This is a genomic window from Streptomyces sp. NPDC002513 (assembly GCF_053595355.1).
Map to the genome: position 1 here is coordinate 33,922 of NZ_JBSFXK010000011.1, position 25,364 is coordinate 59,285.

Sequence of the window (25,364 nt, forward strand, 5' to 3'; positions counted from 1 at the left end):
CGTCCCGATTGTGTCGTGCATCACATCGCCTTCATGTCACAGACGGGCGGGCTGCCTCCATCTGCTGGTCGTCAGCGGTGGTTGGAGGAAGGCAGACGCATGAGCACACAGCACACGGCCGGCAGGGCGACCGCGCACCGCGTGGTGATCCTGGGCGCGGGATACGCGGGCATGTCCACGGCCATCCAGCTCGCGGCCCGGGTCGCAGGACACGAGGACGTGCGGGTGACCGTGGTGAACGCGCAGGAGCGCTTCACCGAACGGATCCGGCTGCACATGGCGGCGACGGGGCAACGACTCGCCGAGCTGAGCATCCCGGAGCTGCTCGAAGGTACCGGGGCGCGGTTCGTGCGCGGCTGGGTGACGGCGGTCGACGCGGACGCGAGGACCGTACGCATCGACGACGACCGCATCCTGCCCTACGACACACTCGTGTACGCGCTCGGCAGTGTGGCCGACACGGCGGCGCTGCCAGGCGCCGAGGAGCATGCGTACACCCTGGACACGGCCCAGGACGCGGAGGCCCTGGCCGACCGACTGGCGCGGCTCGGCAGCGGCACGGTCGTGGTCGGGGGCAGCGGACTGACCGGCGTCGAGGCGGCTGCCGAGATCGCCGAGCAGCACCCCGAGCTGAACGTCGTGCTGCTGGGCCGGCACGACCCCGGCACGGCCATGAACCCGAAGGCCGGCGCGTATCTGCGGTCCGCGCTGGAGCGCCTGGGGGTGCGACTGCGCGTCGGCGTCGAGGCGGTCAAGGTCCTGCCCGGTGGGGTCGAGTTGGCGAGCGGCGAGAACGTGGCCGCCGATGTGGTCCTCTGGACGAGCGGTACGCGGGTGTCGCCGCTCGCGGCCGCCGCCGGCCTGACCGTCGACGAGCGCGGCCGTATCGTCACTGACACGACGCTGTGGTCGGTGTCGCACCCCGAGGTGTATGCCGTGGGTGACGCGGCCGCGATCCGCCAGCGCTACGGTGTCATGCACGGCACCTGTCAGGGCGGGATGCCCAGCGGAGTGCACGCCGCGCTGTCGATCGTCCGCGCGCTGAAGGGCAGGCGGCCCAAGCCGTTCCGCTTCGGCTACTACCACACGCCGGTGAGCCTTGGCCGGCACGACGCGGTCGTGCAGTTCACCCGGCCCGACGGCACCCCGCGGAAAATCCGCCTGACCGGTCGTGTCGCCGTGCGCTACAAGGAGACGGTGACTGCTTCCCCTTGGCCCACCTGGGGCCGAATGAAGAAGATGCCCTCCTCGGGCGCGTTCTGGCCCCGCGGCGGACGTTTCACCAGGATCCGGGAGGCGCGGTGACCCACCCGTCCCCCAGCCTCGACCAGCAGGTGTTCACCCGTCATCGCAACCTGCTGTTCTCGGTCGCCTATCGCCTCCTCGGCACCGCTGCGGACGCCGAGGACGCGGTCCAGGACGCCTGGATCAAGTGGTCCGCCGCCGGCCGCTCGCAAGTGGCCGAGCCCAAGGCCTATCTGACGCGGATCGTGTCCAACCTGGCGCTGGAACAGCTGCGTTCCACCCGGCACCAGCGCGAGACCTGTGTGGGCAAGTGGCTTCCGGAGCCCATCCTCACCGGCGGGGACGCCGCCGACTCCGCCGCCCGGTCGGAGTCGGTGTCGATGGCGATGCTGGTGGTGCTGGAAACGCTGAGCCCGCTCGAGCGCGCCGTGTTCGTGCTGAAGGAGGTCTTCGACTTCAGCCATGCCGAGATCGCGGAGGTGGTGGAACGTTCCGAAGCCGCGGTGCGGCAGGCCGCACACCGGGCCCGTGGTCATGTGCAGGCCCGGCGGCCTCGACGCGAGGTGACCGAGCGATTCTTCGCCGCCGCGACCGGGGGAGACGTCAACGCCCTGATGGAGCTGTTGTCCCCGGACGTCACCCTGTGGACCGACGGCGGCGGGAAGGTCCGCCAGGCGCTGCGCCCGGTGGTGGGCGCCTCCACGGTGGCGGCCTGGTTCGCCGCCATCGGCACCGTCACCTACCAAGGTGTCGCGCCCGCCGACATGAAGGCCGAACTCACCGAGATCAACGGGGGGCCGGGCCTCGTGTTCAGCGGACCGGACCGTGTGATCGCCACGGTCACCTTCGACTTCGACGCCGACGGCCGTATCACCGCGATCCACAGTGTGGCCAACCCGGACAAGCTCCAGGCCGTGGCCGAGGGCACCGTCCACGACATCGCGGGGGAGCGGAGGCGGTGAGCGCACGGGCGGCGCGGAGACGGATGCCCGCCCGCGCCGCCGTGTGTCCCCGGACGGACCGGTGGGGGTCAGCCGGTCCAGTCCGCGAGGAAGTCGAGGAGTTCCGCGTTGACGACGTCGGGGCGTTCCTCCTGGCAGAGGTGTCCGCACTGGGGAATGGGCACGCCGCGGACGTTCCGCCCCAGCCCCTTCCAGACGTCGAGGACGTCGTAGGCCTGTCCGACGGCGCTGAAGTCCTCTCCCCAGATGGTCAGCACCGGACAGTCGATGAGCTGGTCGACGTCCTCGCGGTCCTGGGCGACGTCCTGGGCGGACGCACGGTAGTCCATGCAGGACCCCCGCACCGCCCCCGGCTGCTGGTAGGCGCGCACATAGACCGCGATCTCCTCCGGAGTCAGCATGTCGGGGTTGTACGACCAACTGCGGTAGAAGTGGGTGAGCCAGATCTCCTCACGGCCGGCGATCAGCGCCTCGGGAAGGTCGGGCACGCCGAGGAAGGTGAAGAACCAGTACCCCTGCCGGGCGAGGGTCACATCGTAGGTCTCGGCGATGACCCGGGTCGGGATGTTGTCCATGGCGACGAACCGGTCGATCCGGTCACGGTGGTCCTTGGCGAACCGCGTGCCGACGCGTGCGCCGCGGTCGTGGCCGACCAGGGCGATGCGCTCATGGCCGAGATGGTCCATCAGAGCGATGACGTCGTTGGCCATGGTCCGCTTGTCGTAACCGGAGGCGGGCTTCTCCGTGTCGCCGTAGCCGCGCAGGTCCGGTGCGATCACGGTGAACCGCTCGGCCAGGACCGGTATCTGCTTCCGCCAGCCGTACCAGGTCTCCGGGAAGCCGTGCAGCAGGTACACCGGCGGGCCCTGCCCGGCGCTGACCCAGTGCTGCTTGATGCCGTTGAGTTCGGCAGTGTGGTGCGTGATGCCTGTCAGTTCTGCCATGAGTACTCACTCGTGGAGTCGATGGGAGTGGACGGGCGCTGGTGCCGGCGCCCGGTGGCCGTGCCCGAACCCGGCGGGTTCCGGTGGCCGAGTGTCCGCCCCGGCGGAGCGGACACACTGTGCGCGTGGTGGTGACACGGGAGCGAGACCCGCTCACGCCCGGGGAAGGCATCACCTGGGGTGATCACCGAGGAGGCGGTCGCCCGCTGGGGCTGGACGGCATCACGCCACTCCTTGTCCTGGGGGCGTCCCGAACGCCCGCTTTACGCGTCGCGCAGGTACGCCTGACTATTTCCGGGATATCCACGTTCCCGGACAGAGTTCGCCGCCTGTCCGCATCAATCGTCCGTGCGGACGCCACACTACCTTCCTTCCCTTCCAGACTGTACATACCACCAAACGCCCTTCGGCAAGTAATATCCAGTTGTCCGGCAGGGCTTCCTGTCCATGAGTGACAGGATCCGTCCGTCCGGACACCAACAGGAACCAGGGACAAACAGTGGGCCACGGAAACCGGAAAATCGGATCCCCCGAGGCTCTCTCGCTTCATCCGGCCGGCCGTGCTCGGTGGTCCGATGTGTCGCCAAGGCCCGTCGGCCCGGACTCGATATGGCTCTTCGGCCGACCCGGGTCCGGTCCGTCGAACCGAATCGGCGTGGAACGGATGGACGTGAGCGGGCCGTCGGCCGAGAATTATGCAATGGAACGGAGAGTTACATGGCAGTACTCGAGCCCGAACCGGGGAAGCTGCGCCCGCTGACGACCAAGGGGCCGGCCGGTGACCGGGTGACGGACGAGCGGGCGTCCGGTTCGCCTGAGGAGCTGCGCGAGGACCTGGTCCGTCTGCTGGGGCCCCGTAAGGTCCTCCACACCGTTACCGACCTGGTGAAGTACGCCTCGGACGCCAGCCCATACCGCTTCGTGCCCCAGGCCGTCGTGGTCGCCGAAGACGTCGAGGACGTGGCCGCGGTACTGCGGTACGCCCACGAGCACCGGCGGGAGATCGTCTTCCGGGCGGCCGGGACCTCGCTCAACGGACAGGCCCAGGGCAAGGACATCCTGGTCGACGTGCGCCGCCACTGGACCGGCGTCGAGGTGCTCAACGGCGGGAGCGAGGCAAGGATCGGACCCGGCACGACCGTGGGACGCGTCAATGTCACCCTGGCCCGGCACGGCCGGCTGATGGGCCCCGATCCGGCCAGTTCCAGCGCGTGCACGGTCGGCGGAGTGGTCGCCAACAACGCCTCGGGCATGACCGCCGGAGTCACCCGCAACTCCTATCGGCTGCTCTCCTCCCTCACGCTCGTCCTCCCGTCGGGCACCGTCGTGGACACCGCCGCCGAGGACGCCGACGAGCTGCTCCTGAAGGCAGAGCCCGAACTGTGCGCGGGGCTGCTGGCGCTGAAGGAGGAGATCGAGGGCGACAGCGCGCTCGTCGCCCGGATCCGCGCGAAGTACGAGCTGAAGAACACCAACGGCTACCGCCTCGACGCCTTCCTGGACGGTTCCACCCCCGTGGAGATCCTGCGAGGGCTGATGGTCGCCTCCCAGGGCACCCTGGGCTTCATCGCCGAGACGGTGTTCAAGACCGTCTCCCTGGACCGCCTCACCCACACGGCGCTGCTGTTCTTCCCCGACCTCAGGGCGGCCGCCGCGGCGGTCCCGCTGTTCAACGAGGCGGGGGCCCGCGCCGTCGAGTTGATGGACGGCAACACCCTCCGCGCCTGTGCGAGCGTCCACGGCGTTCCCGAGGACTGGGCCGACCTGCCCCAGGAGACCGCCGCGCTGCTCGTGGAGTTCCGGGCCCCGGACGAAGCGACGCGCCAGGCCCATCGGCAGGCCGCCGCGGAGGTCCAGGCGCAGCTGACGCTGGTGGCCCCGGTGCCGTCCGTCATCAATCGCTTCATCGAGGACCCGGCCACGATCCGAACGTACTGGCACGCCCGCGAGGCGTTCATGACGGCGGTGGGCAAGGCACGACCGGCCGGGTCGACGCTGATCACCGAGGATTTCGCGGTACCGCCCTCCCGGCTGGCGGAGGCGTGTGAGGCGCTGGCCGAACTGCAGCTCCGGCATGGCTTCGACGCCGCGGTCGCGGGTCACGCCGCGCACGGCAATCTGCACTTCCTGCTCGCCTTCGACGCCGCCAGGCCGGAGGAGGTCCAGCGCTACGCGGCCTTCATGGACGACTTCTGCTCCGTGGTGGTGGACCGTTTCGACGGCTCGCTCAAGGCGGAGCACGCCACGGGCCGCAACATGACACCGTTCCTCGACATCGAGTGGGGCGCCCGCGCGACCGAGCTGATGTGGCAGGTCAAGAAGCTCCTCGACCCCGAGGGGGTGCTCGCCCCCGGGGTGGTGCTCAACCGCGATCCCCGCGCCCATCTGCACGGCCTCAAGACCATTCCCACCATCGAGGCGATCGCCGACTCCTGCATCGAGTGCGGTTTCTGCGAGCCCGTCTGCCCGAGCCGTGACCTGACGACCACGCCACGTCAGCGGATCGTGCTCAGGCGTGAGATGCTGCGTCAGCCTGCGGATTCGCCCGTCCTCGACAGCCTGCTGGAGGAGTACGGCTACGACGCGGTCGACACCTGTGCCGGCGACTCGAGCTGCAAGATTGCCTGCCCGGTCGGCATCGACACCGGCGCCATGATGAAGAGGTTCCGCCATCAGCGGCACTCCGAGCGGGAGGAGCGGAACGCGGCACGCGTGGCGGAGCGGTTCGCCGTCGTCGAGTCCTCGGTGCGGACCGCCCTCGGTGTCGCGGACCATGTCAGCGACCGGATCCTGAAGGGTGTCACCTCGGCGGCCCGCAAGGCGGTTTCGCCCGAGTTGGTGCCCGAATGGGTCTCCGCCATCCCGTCCGCGGCGAGCCGGCGGCTGCCCGGCACGGACCGGCAGACAGCCGTCGCCGTCTACTACGTGGCCTGCGTCAACCGGATCTTCGCGGGACCGGACGGCGCCGACGGGCCGTCGCTGCCCGAGGCGATCGTCGAGGTGTCCCGCCGGGCCGGCCGGCCGGTCTGGATCCCGACGGACATGGCCGGGTCCTGCTGCGCGACCATCTGGCATTCCAAGGGCTACGACACCGGCAACGCCGTCATGGCGAACCGCATCGTCGAACGGGCCTGGGAATGGACCGACGGCGGACGCCTGCCCCTCATCGTCGACGCGTCGTCCTGCACCCTCGGCATCGAGCAGGAGGTCGTCCCCTATCTGACACCCGAGAACGAACGGAAGCACCAGGCCCTCACCATCGTGGACTCGATCGCCTGGGCCGCCGACGACCTGCTGCCGCACCTGGAGGCAACCCACCGGATCGACAGTGCGGTGATCCACCCCACCTGCTCGATGCGGCACCTGGGCGATGTCGAGCAGCTCCAGGCCGTCGCGCAGTTCGTCGCGCACGACGTCCAGGTGCCCGTCTACGCGGAGTGCTGCGGCTTCGCCGGCGACCGGGGAATGCTGCACAAGGAGCTGACCGAGTCGGCGACGACGCACGAGGCGGCGGAGGTCACGTCGGGCGCGTTCGACGCCTATCTGTCGGCCAACCGCACATGCGAGATCGGCATGGAGCACGCCACCGGCCGCCCGTACGAGTCCGTGCTGCTGGCCCTCGAACGCGCGACCCGTCCCACCGTATGAGCGCCGACGCGGCGCGCGCCGTGCCGCCTCGGCGCACGCGGGCCGCGTCACTCCGTCACGCCCGGTCGCCTGCGGGCGTTCCCGCAGGACACCGACGGGCGGTCCGCCCCCAAAGAAACTCTCACCAGGAGCACACCTTGCGCATTGCCAATCTCGCCGGTCGTCTGGTGGTCGTCACCGCCGACCGGGCGGTCGACGTCCAGACCGCCAGCGGCGGTCTCTTCTCCTCGGACCCGCAGGCGGTCTACGAGCGCTGGGACGAGTTCCGCGCCTGGGCCGGTGAGGCCGATCTCAGCGGCGGGACCTCGTTCGACGCGGTGGACCTCGGGGCACCGGCACCGGCGCCCCGCCAACTGCTCGCCATCGGCCTGAACTACCGTGAGCATGTCTCGGAGGCGGGATTCACCACGCCCGAGGGCATGCCCCCGGTGTTCACCAAGTTCGCGACCAGCATCACCGGCCCTGTGACCGAGGTGGCGCTGCCTCAGGGCGGCCACACCGACTGGGAGGTGGAGCTGGTGGTGGTCGTCGGCCGCAGGGCGGAGAAGGTGTCCGAGGCCGATGCCTGGAGCCACATCGCGGGCCTGACGGTCGGCCAGGACATCTCCGAGCGCATCATCCAGATGTCCGGTCCCGCCCCCCAGTTCAGCCTCGGCAAGTCCTATCCGGGCTTCGCGCCGATGGGCCCCTGGCTGGTGACTCCGGACGACTTCGACGACCCCGACGACCTGGAGCTGACCTGCTCCATCAACGGTGAGGAGATGCAGCACGGCCGCACCCGGCAGCTCATCTTCTCCGTCCCGTCCCTCATCGCCAAGCTGTCCGGGGTGCTCCCGCTGCTGCCGGGAGACGTCATCTTCACCGGCACACCGGCCGGTGTCGGCCTCGGCCGTTCGCCGCAGCGGTGGCTGGCGCCGGGCGACGAACTCGTCAGCACCATCGAGGGCATCGGCGAGCTGCGTCAACGGTTCGTCGGCTGATCCGCACGGGACGAGACAGCCGGCGCCGGCTGCCCCGTCCCCACCGCCCCGTCCGGTCGGCACCGTGCCGTTTCGGGCGGGGCGGTGGCGTTCCGGGCGGGCCGCCCGGAGCCGTCCGGGGTGCGGCGGGCGCTGAATGCACTTATCTGTTCCCACAGTGCACCGAACATGTCCGGGCGCGCCGTCTCTGTCTATAGTGACTGACGAGGAATCCAGGCCGATGCATTCGGGCAACGGCCCGAGGGGCGGATATCACGCAAGGGAACGAAAGTGGCATGCTGATGTGATGCGGCGTTCTGTGTCTTTTCCGTCCGGCATCGCAATCTCCATGTAAATGCACTTAATGGCGCGTTCATCGTCCACGGCAATTCGGCAACGGTGAGCGAGAATTCCATCTCTCTCGGATCGGTATTATGCATCCGTGCCGTCCGGTGCGGAATAAGCGTACGGTCCTGACGCCGTGCGCGGCATTCCCCGGCCGAGTTCTGATGTTGCTGCCGCACGGTGGCGCAGCCATGCCTTCTTCCTTTTGCCGCCGGTCGGCCTGAAACGGCGAATGAATCGCATGTTCCCTCGAGCACGAACCAGCAGAGACAGAAAGGACAGTCATGCGTAAGACCATGACGGGGGCGCGGACCGGCCTCCTGACCGCGGCGGTGGCAGCGGCCCTCTCCGTGGCGACCGCAGGCCAGGCGATCGCGGCCACTGCCCCGGTGTCGCACGTGCACATCGTGTCGCATCTGAACATGGCCGAGGGGCAGCGGCCGGAGAACGTCACTCTGGAGCCGGGCGGCGGCGCGGACGTCACCTTCGCCTACAGCCGTCAGATCGCCCGGATCGACCGCGACGGCGCGGTGCACGTCCTCGCGACCCTGCCGGCGCCCCCGGCCGGTGCCCACACCCCGGCCCTGTCCTCGCCGTTCCTCGGCGGTATCGTCCGCACGCACGACGGGACGCTGTACTTCCTGTACGCCACCGGCACCAGCGACCTGACCGGACTGTGGCGCCTGCGCCCGGGCGGCACCCCGGAGCGCATCGCTGCGCTGCCGGCCGAGAGCCTCCCCAACGGCCTGGCCCTCGACGGCAAGGGCGGACAGCTGTACATCGCCGACTCCGTCCTCGGCACGGTCTGGCGCGTACCCGTCACCGGTGGCACGCCCACCCGGTGGGCCTCCGCGCCCGAGCTGGCGGCCGCCGGGTTCCTGGGAGCCAACGGCATCAAGATCCACAACGGTGCGGCCTGGGTGTCCAACCTGGACAAGGGGACCGTGCTGCGCATACCCATCACCTGCGACGGCGACGCCGGTCGAGTGGAGACCCGGGCGACCGGCCTCGTCAACATCGACGACATCGCCTTCACCGGCGCCGGTGACACGCTGCTGGCCGCGATCAACGCGAACAACGAGGTCGCTCTCGTCAGGCCGAACGGCAGCCACACCATCGTGCTGACCGCCAAGGACGGGCTGGAGAACCCGACCTCCCTCGCCGTGCACGGCTCCACCGCCTACGTCGCCAGCGGTGCCTACTTCACCAACCAGGACCCCAACCTGCTCGCCGCCCGGATCACCCCCGGCAAGTAGGAACGGCCATAGGGGTCGGGCCCGTTCGGGCTCCAGCACACCAAGAGAGCGGAAATGGTGCATCGTAGAGCTGTTCCCACCGCACTCGCGTGCTGCGCCGTACTGGTGTTCGTCCTGACCGGTTGCGCGAACTCGGACGGCAGCCCGGCCCCGGACGACTCCGTCAGCGCGTCCTCGGGCACGGGTTCCGGGTCCGGTGCCACCACGGGTTCCGGGTCCGGTGCCACCGGCGGCGGCAACGCCGGCACGGGCGCTGACGGTTCGTCACCGTCAACGCGTGGCGGGGCGGCGGGTTCGTCCACCGCCTCACCGGCGACGGACACCCGGTGTCACACCGACGAGTTGCGGGCTTCCATCGGTCCGAACCACCCGGGAGCCGGCCAGGAGAACTTCTCCGTCATCCTGACCAATGGCTCCCAGCGCACCTGCACGGTCCACGGATTCCCGGGGGTGGCGTTCGTCAACGGCGCCGGCCAGGCGGTGACCCCGGACCCCGAGCGGGTGACCGGGCAGGAGGAGCAGGCCGTGACACTCGCCCCGGGTGCACGTGCGTGGTCGGGACTGTCCTTCACCAATCCGGCGGTCACCGGGGTCACCACGGTGACGCCGACGGCTGTGCTCGTCACCCCGCCCGACGAGACGGCGTCGCTCAAAGTCGCCTGGACCGGTGGGAAGGTCTCCAACACGGGGAAGGCGTCGGTTCCCCAACTGACCCCTTTCAGGCCTGGCGACGGCGGCTGACCCGGCCCGGACCGCCCTGGCGCTTGCTGCGGCGGGCCGGGCCGGCGCGCGGGCTCGCGGGTCGGCTTCCGCTGCGCTGGTGAGCTGGCCGTCAGAGCCCGTAACAGCCTCTGCGGCAGGCCTCGTCGAGCGTCGAGTCGGCGACGGCCGCGCGGCTGAAGGGGGCGCGGCGCAGGGACAGCCGGCCGTCAGTCTCCTCGACATCACGCCTTGACGGTCCGTAGCCGCGGGGTCCGGTCTGCGCATGCGTAGACCGGACCCCGTCGTTTCGGCGTCTACGGTGTGGCCCGCAGGCCGGCCAGCAGTACCTGCAGCGCGAGATCGGTGGCCTCGTCCAAAGGTGTGTCGTCGAGCAGCCCGCCGACGGCGAGGGCGGCCAGACCGTGCACGGTGGAGAACGCGACCTGGGCCAGTCGGACGGGGCCGAGCTGGAGAAGAGTCATGGGGTCACCGCCACACCCATCGCGGCGGACCTTGCCCGGCCGGGAGCCGCGGCGGCTCTGCGGGCGGAACTCGACGCGCGTGGCATCACCGTGCAGACACTGATCAACAATGCCGGTTTCGGGAGCCACGGGGCGTTCCTGGAGCAGGAACCGGAGCGGATCTCCCGCATGATCCAGCTCAACATCGGGGCGGTCGCCGAGTTGTCCCGGGCCTTCCTGCCGGAGCTGGTGGCCGATGGCCGGGGCGTCCTGGTGACGGTGGCGAGCGTCGCCGCCTACCAGCCCACCCCGGCCATGGCGGTCTACGGTGCCACCAAGGCGTTCGTACTGAACCTGATGGAGGCCCTCGCCTACGAGACCCGCAGGTCCTCACTGCGCGTCCTCGCGGTGTCACCCGGGCCGGTCAGCACCGAGTTCTTCGACGGGGTCGGCAGCCGCGACGCGATGGTGGGGCGCGTCGCCACGCCTGTCGAGGTGGTGACGGCGGCCCGCCGCGCCCTGGAGCGCGGCAGCACTCCACCGAGTGTGGTCGTGGGGCTGGGCAATCGCCTGTCGGTCCTGTCGTCCAGGTTCGCGCCGCGCCGCGTCGTCCTGGCCATCGCGGGACGTGCGCTCAAGGCCTGACGGCCACGGCACCCGCCGTCGCGCCACCGGGCGAACAGGGCCCCGGTGGTCGTACGACACCTCGTCGCCCGCCGAGTGGACCAGTGGGTGCTCGGGGCGCTGGTCGCCCCGGCGCGTGCCGTGAGCGGCAGGCGGTACCTCAAGCGACCAAAACCACAAAGAAATCTTCGCGAAGAACCCTTTGCGAAGAACTCTTTGCGGTCTAGCCTGTGCGGTGTGACCGACGCGGTGAAGCGGCCGGATGGCCCGAACGTTGAAGAAGACTCGGTTGTCCTGGATGCCAAGGGGCTGCGTGCCCTGGCGCATCCAGTGCGCGTGCAGTTGGTCGGCTTGTTGCGGAAGTACGGCCCGTCGACGGCTACCCGCCTCGCGGAGCGACTGGGTGTGAATTCCGGGACGGCCAGCTACCACCTGCGCCAGCTCGGCGCGGCCGGTTTCGTCGAAGAGGACACGGAACGCGGCAACGCGCGCGAGCGCTGGTGGCGTTCGGTACACCGGACGACCTGGTTCAACGACCCAGACCTGGCCGAGCGAGAGCCCGAAGCCGCACTGGCCTACCTGCAATCCGTCGCCGCCATCTACACCCTGCGCACTCAGCAGACGCTGAATGAGCTGCAGACGATGCCGCGCGCGTGGCGGGACTCCTTCGACATGAGCGACTGGGCCCTTCGGCTCACGCCCGAGGAGACCGCCGCTCTGCACGGGGAGTTGCGGGACGTCATCGCCCGCTACCGGCGGGATGCGCCGGAGGCGGCGGCGAGGGCCCCCGAGGGAGCCGAACGGGTCGCCGTCATCACCTACCTCCTGCCCGAGCTGGACGCGCCCGCAGCGGCGACAGTCCAAGCCGGTCCTGAGAATGCGTCAGGAGCGGAGAGGTCATGAGGGAGGGTGTTTCGGGGGCTGACTGCATATCCCGCAAGCGGTCCTCACGGCCGCTGGGCGCGGTGCTGGCGGCCATGGCCGTGTCATTGACCGGTACTCGGGTGTCGGCCGTGGCACTGCCCTGGTTCGTGCTCGTCACGACGGGCAGCGCCACCCAGACCGGACTGGTCGCCTTCTTCGAGATGACTCCTTACGTGGCGGTCAAGGCCTTCACCGGGCCACTGGTGGACCGGATCGGGCCGCGGGCCGTTTCCTGGACCACGGACCTGGCCAGCGCAACCGCCGCCGCGGCAGTTCCCCTGCTCCATGCCTTGCACCTGCTGTCTTTTCCCCTCCTGCTGGCCTTGGTCGCGGTGATCGGTGCGGTCCGCGGCCCCGGTGATCTGGCCAAGGAGGTCATGGTCCCGGAAGCGGCTGAGCGGGGAGGGGTTCCGCTGGAGCGGGCCACCGGTCTGTCCGGCGTGACCGAGCGGCTCGCTTCCACCGTCGGCCCGGCGGTCGGCGGCTCCCTGGTGGCGCTGCTCGGCCCCTTGGCGGGGCTTGCCGTGAACGCGGGCTGCTTTGCTCTCGGATCGGTGATCATCGGCCTGGCGCTGCCTCGCGGTATAGGGCATGCGGCCGAGGAAGCCTCATCGCAGGTGGGGCAGACGGGACCGGGCTACTGGCGACGGTTCGGCGAGGGCTTCACCTTCCTCCGTGGTGAGCCGTTGCTGCTCACCGTCATCGTCATGGTGGGGATCACCAACCTGCTGGACGCGGCCTTCACCACGGTGCTCATGCCCGTGTGGGCCAAAGAGTCCGGCAACGGACCGACTGCGATCGGTCTGATGGGCAGCGTGTTGGGAGCCGCGGCGGTCGCGGGGAGCCTGATCGCTGCGGTGGCCGCGCACCGGCTGCGGCGCAGGGCAGTGTTCTTCATCGGGTTCCTGTTGGCCGGGGCACCGAGATTCCTCATCCTCGCCTCCGACGCTCCGTTGGGGGCGGTGCTGGCCGTCTTCGCTGTCAGCGGATTCGGTGCGGGCTTCCTCAACCCGGTGTTGGGGGCCGTCTTCTTCGAACGGGTGCCGCGCCGGATGCTGGGCCGGGTCCGCGCGCTCGGTGACTCGCTGGCCTGGGCTGGTATCCCTCTCGGCGGACTGATCGCTGGGGCGGCGGTGGCCTCCGCCGCACTCGTGCCGGTGCTGCTCGCCTGCGGGGCCGCGTACTTCCTCACCACGACCCTGACCGGGCTGCGGCCGGAATGGCGCGAGATGGACCGTCCGGGTGGGAGGGGCGTCCTGAAGGGGCAGCCAGGGGAAATCGCCGCGCCGGGGCCAGTTCGGACCGGCGGAAACTCAGGTGTTCTCAGCACGCCGGCCGAGTAGAGTCGGGCGGTGCCCGAACTGCAGCGGCTGCATGCCGACCATGGCCCGGCGGTCCTCGCCTTCGAGTTGGCGAACCGCGCCTACTTCGCGGCCTCGATCTCCGACCGCGGAGACGACTTCTTCGACCAGTTCGCCGACCGGCACAATGCCTTGCTGGGTGAGCAGGAGTCAGGCATCTGCGCCTTCCACGTGCTCGTCGCCGAGGACGGCTCGGTACTCGGCAGGTTCAACCTGGTCGACATCGAGGACCGCACCGCGGTACTCGGCTACCGGGTCGCGCAGCACGTCGCCGGCCGCGGCGTGGCGACGGCAACCGTCCGGGAGCTGTGCCGGCTGGCGTCGGCGCGGTACGGACTGCGCACCCTCAGGGCGGCCGCCGCACACGGCAACGTCGCCTCCCAGAGGGTGCTGACCAAAGCCGGGTTCGTCCCGATCGGCCCGGCCGACCTCGGGGGTAAGCCAGGCACCTGGTATCAGCGCGACCTCATCGGCTCTGTCCCTCCCGGCGGTCCACGGCAGAACACTGCGAAGTGGGAAGATGTAGGAACCTAGAACCAGTCCAGCCACTGGCCGTGCGGACCGGTGAAAGCCACCGGCCGTTCATCCAGGGCCAGGGCGAACACCGCCTGGAGTGGCGGCGCAGAGCGCGGAAGCTGCGCCTCCACGGACGACAGGACGTGTGGCGCCTCATTCGAGATCCAGTGTCCGGGCATGCTTCGCATGGTCTCGGTGAAGGCATCCCGGGCCTCGCTCGGCAGATAGGCCAGGACCGCGCTGTGGAAGACCACCGGCGTGGCCCCCTGCGGAACCTGGGAGACCAGCTCCTGAACCGCCTGGTTGAGGTCACCGCGGACAAGGTGCGGGGGCTCGGCTCGCGCGACACGTACGGCGTTTCGCAACCGAGCCAGCCGATCGCTCTGCTCCGGCCAGACCAGGCACTCCAACCAGTGCACGTCGTCGGCATCGCGGACATCGAGTGGGTTGAGGTCGATGCCGGCGCGCCACACAACGGCAGGCAGCCGTTCAGGAAGCGGCACGGGACCGGCCGTGCGGCAGGTCAGGGAGACCGGGCTGTCGGCCGGGCCGAAGGGGGGACGGTCGTCGTACCGGTACCGATAGCGGTCCGGGTACAGGCACAGGCCGGCCGAGGCGCCGACCTCGATCAGGGCAAGTGGCTGGGGCAGAGACGCCAGGAGCGGGAGCAGTGTGGCGCAGCGGCCGGATTCGTTCGTCTGCGTACGGCGTTGCAGCATGGTCGCACGCACCCGGTCCCAGTGGGTGATGACCCAGGTGCGGAATGCCCGATGGTCCTTCGTCGGCCCGTCAAGGAATCGCACGGCGGCCAAGAGCAGGTTCGGCTGCCGCTTCGGCTCGGACAGTTGATCAATCAGGGTGATCAGCTCCCCGTCGTCTGCGACCTGGCCGGCCAACTCCTCGTAGACAGCGGAGTACCCGTGAGCTTCCCTCGCCGCGAAGCTCCTGTACAGCTCTGCAGTGTCCATCATTCATCCCTTCCCTCACGTTGATCTTGGTGGCAAAGGAACCACGCGAACCCGAGCCCTGCGCAGCCAAGGACGACCTCTGCGGTGGGCTGCTTGCGGTGGGCGGGCGCGTTGCCGGCGGCTGCTGCCCTGCTGACCTCGCTCGGGCTACGGCCCCGGCCGGCCGAGTTCCGTCAGGCGTCCGTCAGCCGGGCCTCCTCCAGGTCCAGAGCGCGCTGGAGCCGTCGGCGGGTGGTGTCGCTGATGCGGTGTGCGTCGTAGAGGTGTTGCAGTTCCGCCGTCTCCACCGCTATCAGGTCGCGGCGCAGTTGGCGGTAGACCAGGTCGGCGGACTCGGTGGCCACACCGTCGGCGCCCTCGTTCTCCGTGAGGCGGTCGCGGGCGTCCTCCAGACGGGCGATCAGGCTGCGGCGGAGCCGGTCGAGGACGACATCCGCTGCGACCTCCAGCTCCGCGAGCTCCTCCAGGCGGGCAAGGCCGGCCTGGGCCAGGCGGGAGCGGGCCTGGGCCTCCTCGCGCGCGGTGTGGGCGGGCTCCAGGGCGATGCCGGAGGCGCGGACGACCGGGGCGAGGGTGAAGCCCTGGACGACGAGGGTGACGACCACGACCGCTGTGGTCAGGACCAGCACCAGCGGCCGGTCGGCGAGCGGCGTGCCGTTCCCGGCGACCTCCGGGACGGACAGGGCGGCGGCCAGCGGCATCACTCCGCGGGTGCCCGCCCAGGTCAGCACGACCGGAACGCGCCAGTTGAGCCGGCTGATCCCGCCCTTGCGCTGCACCACCGCCGACAAGGGCGCCAGCCACAGCAGGCGTACGGCGACAAGCGTGGCGGCGACGGCGAGCGCGTACAGCGGCCAGGACCGGTCACCGTCCGCCAGCGCCCGCACCTGGGAGGGCAGGGCCAGCCCTATGAGGCTGAACACCACGCTCTCCAGAAGGAACACGACCGTGCCGTAGACCGCGTGCAACTGGAGCCGTATGCGGGCGTTGGTGAGCCGGTCGCCGTGTCCGCCGAGGACCACACCGGTCACCACGCACGAGGTGACGCCGGAGGTGTGCGCCGCCTCGGCCAGCAGATAGGCGGCATACGGGGTGACCAGCGCGATGACCGTCTCCAGCACCGGGTCCTGCGTACGGCGCCGGATCAGCGTGATCACCCCCGCCACCGCCGCCCCGATGACCGTGCCGCCGCCCGCGAGCACCAGGAACTCCCCGCCCGCCGCGCCCCAGTTCGCGGCGGCCGAGGCCACGGCGATGCCCGCCGCCACCCGGACCAGCACCAGCGAGGTCGCGTCGTTGAAGAGGCTCTCCGCCTGGACCAGGACCTGCACCCTGGGCGGGAGGGCCAGCCTGCGGCCGAGTGCGGTGACCGCCACCGGGTCGGTGCTGGCGAGCACCGCGCCCAGTACGAACGCCATCTGCCAGGACAGGGGAGTCACGAGCGCCGCCACCGCTCCCACGGCCGCGGCGGAGGCGAGGACCAGGCCGATGGCGAGGATCCCGACCGGTTTCCACACCGCGCGCAGCTCCCGCCAGGGCATGTCCTCGGCGCTCGCGTACAGCAGCGGCGGCAGTACGACGAGGCCGATGATCTCGGGGCTGATCCGGATCTCGGGAGTGCCGGGGAGCAGGGCCACGGCGAGACCGGCGACCACGAGGAGGGAGGGGGCGGGGATGCGCCATCGGCGCGCGAAGGTGGCGACCACCGTGGCGAGGACCACGAGGGCGAGAACCGTACCGACGCTGCGCATGCCGTCCCCCTGGGATTGCGGAAGCCACCCCGGCCCCGGCCGACCAGACTTCCCGGCACACCGGCCCTCACACTATCGGGTCAGGTCACATCAAAACAGTGTCAAGTTCCCCGGGACCGGCGCCAAGGAACCGCTAAAAACCGCACCGACCGCCCTGCGAAACGGCTTCCTTGAGAGAAGGGACCCTACCGCGAAGGGGAGTTGGATCAGTGAGCGGAACGCGTCGGCGGCGATGAGTGACGTACGGCCCGGACGACTGAAGGTCTACCTCGGGGCGGCCCCGGGAGTCGGCAAGACCTACCGGATGCTCGACGAGGGGCGGCGCCGGGCCGCCCGCGGTGCGGACGTGGTGGTCGGTTTCGCGGAGTGTCACGGACGCCCGCACACGGAGGCGATGCTCGACGGCCTGGAGACCGTCTCCCGGGCGCCCTGCTCCTACCGGGGCGGGCGGTTCCAGGAGATGGACCTGGCCGCGCTGCTCGCCCGGCGCCCGCAGCTCGCGATCGTGGACGAGTTCGCCCACAGCAACGTCCCCGGCGACGGCCGCAATCCCAAGCGCTGGCAGGACATCGAGGAACTCCTCGCGGCGGGCGTCGACGTGATCACCGCGGTGAACATCCAGCATCTGGAGTCCCTCAACGACGTGGTCGAGAAGATCACCGGGGTGCCCCAGCACGAGACCGTGCCGGACGAGGTCGTACGACGGGCCTGGCAGATCGAACTGGTGGACATGCCGCCCGAGGCGCTGCGCCGCCGTATGGCGCACGGCAACGTCTACGCCCCCGAGAAGATCGACGCGGCACTCGCCAACTACTTCCGGCCCGGCAATCTCACCGCCCTGCGTCAGCTGGCGCTGCTGTGGGTGGCCGACCGGGTCGACGAGGCGCTCCAGGAGTACCGGTCGCAGCACGGCATCGGCCGGGTGTGGGAGACCCGCGAGCGGGTGGTCGTCGCCCTGACGGGCGGTCCGGAGGGCGACACCCTGGTGCGGCGGGCCGCGCGGATCGCGGACCGGTCGGCCGGCGGGGACCTGCTCGCCGTGCACGTGGCGCGCAGCGACGGGCTCGCGGCCGGAGTCTCGCACGCCTCGCTGGCCCGCCAGCGCAGACTCGTGGAGGATCTCGGCGGCAGCTACCACTCGATCGTCGGCGACGACGTCGCCACGGCCCTGGTGGAGTTCGCCCGCGCCGAGAACGGCACCCAGCTCGTGCTGGGCACCAGCCGCCGCAGCCGGCTGGCCCGTTTCCTCACCGGGCCCGGCACCGGGGAGACGGTCACCGAGCTGTCCGGAGACATCGACATCCATCGGGTCACCCATGAGCGGGCCGGACGCGGCACGCTCCTGCCGTCCAGACGGCGCACGCTGTCGACCGCCCGGCTGATCGCCGGCCCGGTGGCCGGCCTGGTGCTGCCTGTGCTCCTCACCGCTGCCCTCGCCCGACTGGGCGGGACGCTGAACCTGACCAGCGAGGCCCTGCTGTTCCTGCTCGCCGTGGTGGGCGTGGCCTGCATAGGCGGCGTCGTCTCGGCGGTGATCGCCTCGGTGACGGCGTCCCTGCTCCTCAACTACTGGTTCATCCTGCCCGCCGGACAGTTCACTCTGGGCGATCCGAACGCGCTGGTGGGCCTGGGGGGTGTTCGCGGTCGTGGCGGCCACCGTGGCCGCGGTCGTCGACCGGTCCCTGCGGCTGTCGCGCCGTTCGGCCCGGGCGACGGCCGAGGCGGAGACCATGTCGTCCCTGGCCGGCAGCATCGTGCGCGGAGAAGCCACCATCCCGGCCCTGCTGGAGCGGACGCGCGAGACCTTCGGCATGGAGTCGGCGGAGCTGGTGGAAGAGCCGCCCGACACGGCCGGGGCGACGGCCGTTCCCGCAGGCCCCGGTGCCTACCTCGCGCTGCGCGGCCGCACCCTGTCCGCCTCCGAGCGGCGGGTGCTGGCCGCGTTCGCCGCACACGTCGGCTCCGCGGTGGAGCGGGCCCGGCTGGCCGAGGCGGCGGCCGAGGTCGAGCCCGTGAAGGCCGCCGACCGGCTGCGCACGGCCCTGCTGCGGGCCGTCGGCCACGACCTGCGCACCCCGCTCGCCGCCGGCTGGGCCGCCGTCGCCTCCCTGCGCAGCCGCGACGTCGCCTTCTCCGAACAGGACCGCGACGAACTCCTCGCCACCGCCGACGAGTCCATGGCCAAGCTCAGCCGCCTGGTGGAGAACCTCCTCGACCTCAGCCGCCTGGAGGCCGGCGTCCTCCCCCTGAATCTGCGAGCGACCTCCCTGGAGGAGGTGCTGCCCGCGGCCCTGGCGGACGTGCCGGAGGTCGAGGTGGCGGACGTGGAGGACATTCCGGCGGTTCTGACCGACCCGCCGCTGCTGGAGCGGGTGATCGCCAACCTGGTCGGCAACGCCGCTCGCCACACACCGCCCGGGAAGAAGGTGCTGGTCACCGTGAGCGCCCTGGCGGGCAGGGTGGAACTGCGGGTCGTGGACCGGGGACCAGGTCTGCCCGCCGACGGCCGGGAGCGGCTCTTCGAGCCGTTCCAGCGGCTGGGCGACACCGACAACACCACCGGCCTCGGCCTCGGCCTCGCCCTCGCGCGGGGGCTGACCGAGGCGATGAACGGCACCCTCACCCCGGAGGACACCCCTGGTGGCGGCCTCACGATGGTGGTGTCGCTGCCGTTCGCGACACCGACCGGCGGTACCGAACCGGCCGAGCAGCGCGTAGAACGCGTGTGACGAGCACTGTGCCCGGCTGCGGGAACCAGCACCGTACGGGAGGCACCCCGCCACGCCCCTGACCCGGCCGCACAGGGACCGCTTCGCTCTCACGGCCGGCCTGGCCGCCCCGTTCCTGGTGGCCCCCGCGCTCGTCCCGTTCCGTTGCGCTCCGGACGCGCCTGTCGCACCCGCACGCCTTCCTCGTACGGATGGCCCGAGCACGAGTGCGAACCGCGCGCCTACGACGACGGCCGCTCCCTCGGGAAGCGGGACGCCTTGAACACGGCCGTCGCCGCTGCGCCTTCGCCGGTCGTGTGCGCGAGGCCGGTGCCGCTGCGCTTCCACCGGTTGTGAGCCAGGTCACTGACGGTCACGGCGGCCTGCTCACCGGTTGGGCAGGGCCGTAAGAGTCCCGTCAAAGGCGTGGGGGCCGCCGTAAGGGAGACATCAACGGATGACCGGATCCGGCCAGCGAGCTGTTTCCTCGAATCGTTCCGTTTCAACCGAACCTCACTCCAGGAGTTTGCGATGGCCGATGTGGCCTTCGTCGTCACCGTGCTCGCGGGTTTCGCGCTGGTGGCTCTTGTCGCCAAGGGGGTGACGAAGCTGTGACCGTCGAGAACGTCGTCGGCCTGGTCGTGGCCGTCGCCCTGCTGGGTTATCTCGTCCTCGCCCTGATCTACCCGGAGAGGTTCTGAGAACAGACATGGGTCCCGAACTCGCCGGCGTGCTCCAGCTCCTCGCCCTCATAGGCGCACTGGCGCTCGTCTACGTCCCCGTCGGCAATTACATGGCCCGGGTCTACTCCTCCGACAAGCACTGGCGGGTCGAGAAGTGGATCTACAAGGGCATCGGTGCCAATCCTGATGCGGAGATGCGTTGGCCCGCGTACCTGCGCGGTGTGCTGGCCTTCTCCGTGGCCAGTGTCCTCTTCCTGTATCTGCTGCAGCGTCTGCAGGGTGTGCTGCCCGGCTCGCTCGGTTTCTCCGCGGTGAACCCGGCGCAGTCGTTCAACACGGCTGTGTCGTTCGTGACGAACACGAACTGGCAGTCGTACTACGGCGAGCAGACCATGGGCCACGTCGTGCAGACCGCCGGTCTGGCCGTGCAGAACTTCGTGTCCGCCGCGGTCGGTATCGCTGTCGCGGTGGCGCTGGTGCGTGGCTTTGCGCGCTCGCGCACGGGTGAGCTGGGCAACTTCTGGGCCGACCTGGTGCGCGGCACGATTCGGATCCTGGTGCCGGGTGCGGCGGTCGCCGCGGTGATCCTGGTCGCGTGCGGTGCGATCCAGAACTTCTCCGGCATTCACGAGGTCGGGCAGTTCATGGGCGGGTCGCAACAGTGGAACGGCGGCGCGGTCGCCTCTCAGGAGGCCATCAAGGAGCTGGGCACGAACGGCGGCGGTTACTTCAACGCCAACTCCGCTCACCCCTTTGAGAACCCCACCCCGTTCACGAACCTGTTCGAGATCTTCCTCATCCTGGTCATCCCGTTCGCGCTGACCCGCACGTTCGGTGTGATGGTCGGTTCGGTGAAGCAGGGGTACGCGATCCTCGCCACGATGGGCACGATCTGGCTCGGTTTCACCGCGCTGATGATGTGGACCGAGTTCGCCCACCACGGCCCGGCGCTCGAGGCCGCGGGCGGGGCGATGGAGGGCAAGGAGGTCCGCTTCGGGATCGGCGGCTCGTCGATCTTCGCGGTGGCGACCACGCTGACCTCGACCGGGGCGGTGGATTCCTTCCACTCCTCCTTCACCGGGCTGGGCGGCGGTATCACGATGCTGAGCATCATGCTGGGTGAGATCGCGCCGGGCGGTACCGGGTCCGGTCTCTACGGCATCCTGATCATGGCGGTCATCGCGGTGTTCATCGCGGGCCTGATGGTCGGCCGCACGCCCGAGTATCTGGGCAAGAAGATCGGCGCGCGGGAGATGAAACTCGCCGCCTGCTACATCCTGATCACCCCGGCGCTGGTGCTGGTGTTCACGGCGGTCTCGTTGGCGCTGCCGACTCCGCCGCACTCCATGCTGAACTCCGGCGCGCACGGCTTCTCCGAGGTCCTGTACGCGTTCACCTCGGCGGCGAACAACAACGGCTCGGCCTTCGCGGGTCTGAACGCGAACACCGACTGGTACAACACGATGACCGGACTGGCGATGCTGCTGGGCCGCTTCCTGCCCATGGTGTTCGTCCTCGCGCTGGCCGGCTCGCTGGGCGAGCAGAAGCCGGTGCCGGTCACCGCGGGCACCCTGCGCACAGAGAAGCCCCTGTTCACGGGCCTTCTCGTGGGCGCGATCCTGATCATCACCGGTCTGACCTACTTCCCGGCTCTGGCGCTGGGTCCGCTGGCCGAGGGGCTGGCGTCATGAGTACCGACACCGACAAGCACGAGGACGCGATGTCCACAGCCACACCGACCCGGGCGCCGCACAGCGATGTGCCCACCGGTCACAAGGACGAGGGCCGCGTAGGCGCGGGCCTCTTCGATCCCCAGCAGTTGGTCAAGTCGCTGCCGGACGCTTTCCGCAAGCTCGATCCGCGGGTGATGGTCAAGTCTCCGGTGATGTTCGTGGTGTGGATCGGCTCGGTCCTGACCACCGTCTTCTCCTTCAAGGACCCGGGGGATTGGTTCGGCTGGGCGATCAGTGCCTGGCTGTGGCTGACCGTGATCTTCGCGAACCTGGCGGAGGCGGTCGCCGAGGGCCGGGGCAAGGCGCAGGCCGACACCCTGCGCAAGGCCAAGACCGACACCGTCGCGCGGCGTCTGGTCAACGGCACCGAGGAGCGGGTCCCGGGCACCGAGCTGAAGATCGGTGACCTGGTGGTCTGCGAGGCGGGTGACATCATCCCCGGTGACGGTGACGTCATCGAGGGCGTGGCTTCCGTCGACGAGTCCGCGATCACCGGCGAGTCCGCTCCCGTGATCCGTGAGTCCGGTGGTGACCGGTCCGCGGTCACCGGCGGCACGAAGGTCCTCTCGGACCGGATCGTCATCAAGATCACGACGAAGCCCGGTGAGACGTTCATCGACCGCATGATCAGCCTGGTCGAGGGCGCGGCGCGGCAGAAGACGCCGAACGAGATCGCGCTGAACATCCTGCTGGCCTCGCTGACGATCGTCTTCCTCCTCGCCTGTGCGACGCTGCCGCCGTTCGCCGACTACGCGGGCACGCATCTGACGCTGGTGGTGCTGGTGGCGCTGCTGGTGTGTCTGATCCCGACCACGATCGGCGCGTTGCTGTCGGCGATCGGTATCGCGGGCATGGACCGGCTGGTCCAGCGCAACGTGCTGGCGATGTCGGGCCGTGCGGTCGAGGCCGCCGGTGATGTCTCCACCCTGCTGCTGGACAAGACCGGCACCATCACCCTCGGCAACCGGCAGGCCGCCGAGTTCCTCCCGGTCCACGGCACCACCGAGGCCGAGGTCGCCGACGCCGCCCAGCTGTCGTCGCTGGCCGACGAGACTCCCGAGGGCCGTTCGATTGTGGTCCTGGCGAAGGAGAAGTACGGACTGCGCGAGCGTCACCAGGGCGAGCTGGCGCACGCCGAGTGGATCGCCTTCACCGCCCAGACCCGTATGTCGGGTGTGGACGTCGACGGGCGCAAGGTCCGCAAGGGCGCGACCGGTTCGGTGATCGCCTGGGTGCGGGAGCAGGGCGGCACGGTCCCCGAGGACGCGGACGGCATAGCCGGCCGTATCTCCGAGGCGGGCGGTACTCCGCTGCTGGTCGCCGTGCAGGACGAGGGCGGTGCCCGCGTCCTGGGCGTCATCCACCTGAAGGACGTCGTCAAGGAGGGCATGCGGGAGCGGTTCGAGGAACTGCGCCGCATGGGGATCAAGACGGTCATGATCACGGGCGACAACCCGCTGACCGCGAAGGCGATCGCCGAGGAGGCGGGCGTCGACGACTTCCTCGCGGAGGCGACCCCCGAGGACAAGATGGCGCTGATCAAGCGGGAGCAGGCGGGCGGCAAGCTCGTCGCGATGACCGGTGACGGCACCAACGACGCCCCGGCGCTCGCGCAGGCGGATGTCGGGGTGGCGATGAACACGGGGACGTCGGCCGCCAAGGAGGCCGGCAACATGGTCGACCTCGACTCCAACCCGACCAAGCTCATCGAGATCGTGGAGATCGGCAAGCAACTGCTGATCACCCGTGGCGCGTTGACGACGTTCTCGATCGCCAACGACGTCGCGAAGTACTTCGCGATCATCCCGGCGCTGTTCGCGGTGGTCTACCCGGGCCTGGACAAGCTGAACATCATGCGTCTGTCCTCGCCGGACTCCGCGATCCTGTCCGCGGTGATCTTCAACGCACTGATCATCATCGCGCTGGTGCCACTGTCCCTGAGGGGCGTGCAGTACCGGCCGGTGAGCGCGGACAGGATGCTCCGCCGCAACCTCGGGATCTACGGGCTCGGCGGCCTGATCGCCCCCTTCATCGGCATCAAGATCATCGACATGCTCATCTCCCTCATCCCCGGAATCGGCTGATCGCCATGAACAACTCGGTATCTTCCACGGCCCGGCTGCTCGGGGCGGGCCTGCGTGCCCTCCTCGTGCTGACCCTGGTGACGGGCGTCATCTACCCGCTGGTCGTCACCGGCATCGCGCAGGGGCTGTTCCCCGGCAAGGCGAACGGCTCGGAGATCAAGGCGGACGGCAAGGTCGTCGGATCGTCCCTGATCGGGCAGTCGTACGACCTGCCCCTGAAGAAGGGGCAGCAGACCCCGGACGCGGACCTGAAGTGGTTCCAGGGCCGCCCGGCCAACGGTCTGGGCGCCAACAGCGTGAACACGCAGTACAAGCTGCTGCTGTCGGGTGCCACCAACCTCGCCGCCGACAGCAAGGTGCTGGTCAAGCAGGTCGAGGACGCCAAGGCCGCGGTCGTCAAGGACAACTCGGTGCCCGGTTACACGGTCACGCCGTCCGAAGTGCCCGCCGACGCGGTCACCTCCTCCGGCTCGGGCCTGGACCCCGACATCTCCACGGCCTACGCCGACCTCCAGGTCCACCGGGTCGCCGCGGAGAACGGCCTGCCCGTCGCCCAGGTGGAGAAGCTGGTCAAGGACCACACGACCGGCCGCACCCTCGGCTTCATCGGCGAACCCCGCGTGAACGTCCTGGAGCTCAACATCGCGCTCAAGGACCTCGCGGCGAAGAAGTGATCGCCTTACGCGACCCGCACGGGAGTCGGCGGTCCGGGAGTGCATCCCGGACCCCGGCTCCCACAGCCGTGAAGCCGGTCACCCCGCTTCCGGCGCGTACGGCCCGACGCACGACAGGAGAGGCAGACCCCCATGACCCGGGTGCTCGTGGTGGAGGACGACCCGCAGCTCGTGCGGGCCCTCGTCATCAACTTGCAGGCACGTCACTACGGCGTGGACGCGGCCCCGGACGGGGCCACGGCTCTCCGGCTCGCTGCCGCCCGTCCGACCGATGTCGTGGTGCTCGACCTCGGCCTGCCCGACATGGACGGCGTCGACGTCATCAAGGCCCTGCGCGGCTGGACCCGAATGCCGATCGTGGTGCTGTCCGCCCGTCAGGCGTCCGACGAGAAGGTGGCCGCGCTCGACGCCGGGGCCGACGACTACGTCACCAAGCCGTTCAGCATGGACGAGCTGCTGGCCCGGCTGCGGGCCGCCGTCCGCCGCACCGAGGACACCCTGCTCGTCCCGGAGGTGGCCCTGGTCGAAACGAAGCACTTCAGCATCGACCTGCTCGCCAAGAAGGTCGTCCGGGGCGGGCAGGACATCCGGCTGACGCCGACCGAATGGCATCTGTTGGAGATCCTGGTCACCAACCCCGGCCGGCTGGTCACCCAGAAGCGCCTGCTCCAGGAGGTCTGGGGCGCCTCGCAGAGCAACAAGACCAACTACCTGCGGGTCTATATGGCACAGTTGCGCCGCAAGCTGGAGACGGACCCCGCCCACCCCCGCTATCTGATCACCGAGCCCGGCATGGGCTACCGCTTCGAGGAATGA

21 protein-coding genes and 1 pseudogene are annotated in these 25,364 nt (G+C 70.0%); 17 read left to right on the forward strand and 5 right to left on the reverse strand.

What is annotated here, in order from left to right; all coding sequences use genetic code 11:
- Positions 1-99: 99 nt before the first annotated feature.
- Together ACWD5Q_RS10445 and sigJ are read left to right on the forward strand one after the other, a co-directional pair.
- A complete protein-coding gene (locus ACWD5Q_RS10445; protein WP_451426618.1) occupies positions 100-1,305 on the forward strand; it encodes an NAD(P)/FAD-dependent oxidoreductase in 1,206 nt (401 codons plus the stop codon).
- The gene (gene sigJ / locus ACWD5Q_RS10450) at positions 1,302-2,207 is read left to right on the forward strand and encodes an RNA polymerase sigma factor SigJ (protein ID WP_451426619.1); all 906 of its coding nucleotides are present in this window, start codon (positions 1,302-1,304) and stop codon (positions 2,205-2,207) included. Before ACWD5Q_RS10445 ends, sigJ begins: the two co-directional genes overlap by 4 nt.
- A gap of 68 nt (positions 2,208-2,275) precedes the next feature.
- On the opposite strand, the gene ACWD5Q_RS10455 is transcribed toward sigJ, so the two are convergent.
- Positions 2,276-3,151: an alpha/beta fold hydrolase gene (locus tag ACWD5Q_RS10455; RefSeq protein WP_451426620.1), complete on the reverse strand. Its 876-nt coding sequence runs from the start codon at positions 3,149-3,151 to the stop codon at positions 2,276-2,278.
- Between the two features lie 717 nt (positions 3,152-3,868).
- Here ACWD5Q_RS10455 and ACWD5Q_RS10460 point away from each other — a divergent pair.
- The 4 genes from ACWD5Q_RS10460 to ACWD5Q_RS10475 all read left to right on the forward strand — a co-directional run bounded on the left by ACWD5Q_RS10460 (position 3,869) and on the right by ACWD5Q_RS10475 (position 10,100).
- Positions 3,869-6,799: an FAD-binding and (Fe-S)-binding domain-containing protein gene (locus ACWD5Q_RS10460; RefSeq protein ID WP_451426621.1), complete on the forward strand. Its 2,931-nt coding sequence runs from the start codon at positions 3,869-3,871 to the stop codon at positions 6,797-6,799.
- Positions 6,800-6,936: 137 nt separating this feature from the next.
- Positions 6,937-7,779 (forward strand): fumarylacetoacetate hydrolase family protein, encoded by an 843-nt coding sequence (locus ACWD5Q_RS10465; RefSeq protein WP_451426622.1) that lies wholly within the window; start codon positions 6,937-6,939, stop codon positions 7,777-7,779.
- 608 nt (positions 7,780-8,387) lie between these two features.
- Entirely contained in the window at positions 8,388-9,359 is a 972-nt protein-coding gene (locus tag ACWD5Q_RS10470) for a hypothetical protein (RefSeq protein WP_451426623.1), read from the forward strand.
- Positions 9,360-9,413: 54 nt separating this feature from the next.
- Positions 9,414-10,100 (forward strand): DUF4232 domain-containing protein, encoded by a 687-nt coding sequence (locus tag ACWD5Q_RS10475; protein WP_451426624.1) that lies wholly within the window; start codon positions 9,414-9,416, stop codon positions 10,098-10,100.
- 275 nt (positions 10,101-10,375) lie between these two features.
- On the opposite strand, the gene ACWD5Q_RS10480 is transcribed toward ACWD5Q_RS10475, so the two are convergent.
- Positions 10,376-10,543: a hypothetical protein gene (locus tag ACWD5Q_RS10480; protein WP_451426729.1), complete on the reverse strand. Its 168-nt coding sequence runs from the start codon at positions 10,541-10,543 to the stop codon at positions 10,376-10,378.
- On the opposite strand from ACWD5Q_RS10480, the gene ACWD5Q_RS10485 reads away from it, so the two are divergent.
- The 4 genes from ACWD5Q_RS10485 (at position 10,484) to ACWD5Q_RS10500 (ending at position 13,965) form a co-directional block, all read left to right on the forward strand.
- Positions 10,484-11,167 carry an SDR family NAD(P)-dependent oxidoreductase gene (locus ACWD5Q_RS10485; RefSeq protein WP_451426625.1) on the forward strand — a complete coding sequence of 228 codons (684 nt, stop codon included), beginning with the start codon at positions 10,484-10,486 and terminating at the stop codon, positions 11,165-11,167. The two genes, ACWD5Q_RS10480 and ACWD5Q_RS10485, sit on opposite strands and share 60 nt — an antisense overlap.
- A 216-nt stretch (positions 11,168-11,383) precedes the next feature.
- Positions 11,384-12,049 carry an ArsR/SmtB family transcription factor gene (locus tag ACWD5Q_RS10490; RefSeq protein ID WP_451426626.1) on the forward strand — a complete coding sequence of 222 codons (666 nt, stop codon included), beginning with the start codon at positions 11,384-11,386 and terminating at the stop codon, positions 12,047-12,049.
- Positions 12,046-13,413: an MFS transporter gene (locus tag ACWD5Q_RS10495; RefSeq protein WP_451426627.1), complete on the forward strand. Its 1,368-nt coding sequence runs from the start codon at positions 12,046-12,048 to the stop codon at positions 13,411-13,413. Before ACWD5Q_RS10490 ends, ACWD5Q_RS10495 begins: the two co-directional genes overlap by 4 nt.
- Positions 13,414-13,422: 9 nt before the next feature.
- Positions 13,423-13,965 (forward strand): GNAT family N-acetyltransferase, encoded by a 543-nt coding sequence (locus ACWD5Q_RS10500; RefSeq protein ID WP_451426628.1) that lies wholly within the window; start codon positions 13,423-13,425, stop codon positions 13,963-13,965.
- Here the strand turns inward: ACWD5Q_RS10500 and ACWD5Q_RS10505 are convergent.
- On the reverse strand, positions 13,962-14,918 hold the full coding sequence (locus ACWD5Q_RS10505) for a DUF2332 domain-containing protein (protein WP_451426629.1): 957 nt from the start codon (positions 14,916-14,918) through the stop codon (positions 13,962-13,964). The genes ACWD5Q_RS10500 and ACWD5Q_RS10505 overlap by 4 nt on opposite strands.
- Positions 14,919-15,088: 170 nt before the next feature.
- A complete protein-coding gene (locus tag ACWD5Q_RS10510) occupies positions 15,089-16,666 on the reverse strand; it encodes a Na+/H+ antiporter (RefSeq protein WP_451426630.1) in 1,578 nt (525 codons plus the stop codon).
- 232 nt (positions 16,667-16,898) lie between these two features.
- On the opposite strand from ACWD5Q_RS10510, the pseudogene ACWD5Q_RS10515 reads away from it, so the two are divergent.
- Positions 16,899-19,395, forward strand: a pseudogene (locus ACWD5Q_RS10515) (ATP-binding protein).
- Positions 19,396-19,616: 221 nt separating this feature from the next.
- Here ACWD5Q_RS10515 and ACWD5Q_RS10520 read toward each other — a convergent pair.
- Entirely contained in the window at positions 19,617-19,751 is a 135-nt protein-coding gene (locus tag ACWD5Q_RS10520) for a hypothetical protein (protein ID WP_451426631.1), read from the reverse strand.
- Between the two features lie 49 nt (positions 19,752-19,800).
- On the opposite strand from ACWD5Q_RS10520, the gene ACWD5Q_RS10525 reads away from it, so the two are divergent.
- The 6 genes from ACWD5Q_RS10525 to ACWD5Q_RS10550 all read left to right on the forward strand — a co-directional run bounded on the left by ACWD5Q_RS10525 (position 19,801) and on the right by ACWD5Q_RS10550 (position 25,364).
- Complete coding sequence (locus ACWD5Q_RS10525; RefSeq protein WP_451426632.1) at positions 19,801-19,989, forward strand: hypothetical protein; 189 nt, start codon at positions 19,801-19,803, stop codon at positions 19,987-19,989.
- Entirely contained in the window at positions 19,986-20,075 is a 90-nt protein-coding gene (gene kdpF / locus ACWD5Q_RS10530; protein ID WP_451426633.1) for a K(+)-transporting ATPase subunit F, read from the forward strand. The genes ACWD5Q_RS10525 and kdpF overlap by 4 nt, the downstream gene beginning before the upstream one ends.
- A gap of 8 nt (positions 20,076-20,083) precedes the next feature.
- Positions 20,084-21,748 (forward strand): potassium-transporting ATPase subunit KdpA, encoded by a 1,665-nt coding sequence (gene kdpA, locus ACWD5Q_RS10535; protein ID WP_451426634.1) that lies wholly within the window; start codon positions 20,084-20,086, stop codon positions 21,746-21,748.
- Entirely contained in the window at positions 21,745-23,874 is a 2,130-nt protein-coding gene (kdpB, locus tag ACWD5Q_RS10540) for a potassium-transporting ATPase subunit KdpB (protein WP_451426635.1), read from the forward strand. Before kdpA ends, kdpB begins: the two co-directional genes overlap by 4 nt.
- Before the next feature lie 5 nt (positions 23,875-23,879).
- The gene (locus ACWD5Q_RS10545) at positions 23,880-24,548 is read left to right on the forward strand and encodes a potassium-transporting ATPase subunit C (RefSeq protein WP_451426636.1); all 669 of its coding nucleotides are present in this window, start codon (positions 23,880-23,882) and stop codon (positions 24,546-24,548) included.
- Between the two features lie 132 nt (positions 24,549-24,680).
- Positions 24,681-25,364, forward strand: a complete 684-nt coding sequence (locus ACWD5Q_RS10550; RefSeq protein ID WP_451426637.1) for a response regulator — start codon at positions 24,681-24,683, stop codon at positions 25,362-25,364.

What these genes read in the sequence shown, in the direction of transcription:
- ACWD5Q_RS10470 (WP_451426623.1), top strand. Translation starts at nt 8,388, where the DNA reads ATGCGTAAGACCATGACGGGGGCGCGGACCGGCCTCCTGACCGCGGCG.
- ACWD5Q_RS10550 (WP_451426637.1), top strand. Translation starts at nt 24,681, where the DNA reads ATGACCCGGGTGCTCGTGGTGGAGGACGACCCGCAGCTCGTGCGGGCC.
- kdpB (WP_451426635.1), top strand. Translation starts at nt 21,745, where the DNA reads ATGAGTACCGACACCGACAAGCACGAGGACGCGATGTCCACAGCCACA.
- ACWD5Q_RS10460 (WP_451426621.1), top strand. Translation starts at nt 3,869, where the DNA reads ATGGCAGTACTCGAGCCCGAACCGGGGAAGCTGCGCCCGCTGACGACC.
- ACWD5Q_RS10495 (WP_451426627.1), top strand. Translation starts at nt 12,046, where the DNA reads ATGAGGGAGGGTGTTTCGGGGGCTGACTGCATATCCCGCAAGCGGTCC.
- ACWD5Q_RS10475 (WP_451426624.1), top strand. Translation starts at nt 9,414, where the DNA reads ATGGTGCATCGTAGAGCTGTTCCCACCGCACTCGCGTGCTGCGCCGTA.
- ACWD5Q_RS10545 (WP_451426636.1), top strand. Translation starts at nt 23,880, where the DNA reads ATGAACAACTCGGTATCTTCCACGGCCCGGCTGCTCGGGGCGGGCCTG.
- ACWD5Q_RS10510 (WP_451426630.1), bottom strand. Translation starts at nt 16,666, where the DNA reads ATGCGCAGCGTCGGTACGGTTCTCGCCCTCGTGGTCCTCGCCACGGTG.
- ACWD5Q_RS10505 (WP_451426629.1), bottom strand. Translation starts at nt 14,918, where the DNA reads ATGATGGACACTGCAGAGCTGTACAGGAGCTTCGCGGCGAGGGAAGCT.
- ACWD5Q_RS10445 (WP_451426618.1), top strand. Translation starts at nt 100, where the DNA reads ATGAGCACACAGCACACGGCCGGCAGGGCGACCGCGCACCGCGTGGTG.
- ACWD5Q_RS10480 (WP_451426729.1), bottom strand. Translation starts at nt 10,543, where the DNA reads ATGACTCTTCTCCAGCTCGGCCCCGTCCGACTGGCCCAGGTCGCGTTC.
- kdpA (WP_451426634.1), top strand. Translation starts at nt 20,084, where the DNA reads ATGGGTCCCGAACTCGCCGGCGTGCTCCAGCTCCTCGCCCTCATAGGC.
- ACWD5Q_RS10455 (WP_451426620.1), bottom strand. Translation starts at nt 3,151, where the DNA reads ATGGCAGAACTGACAGGCATCACGCACCACACTGCCGAACTCAACGGC.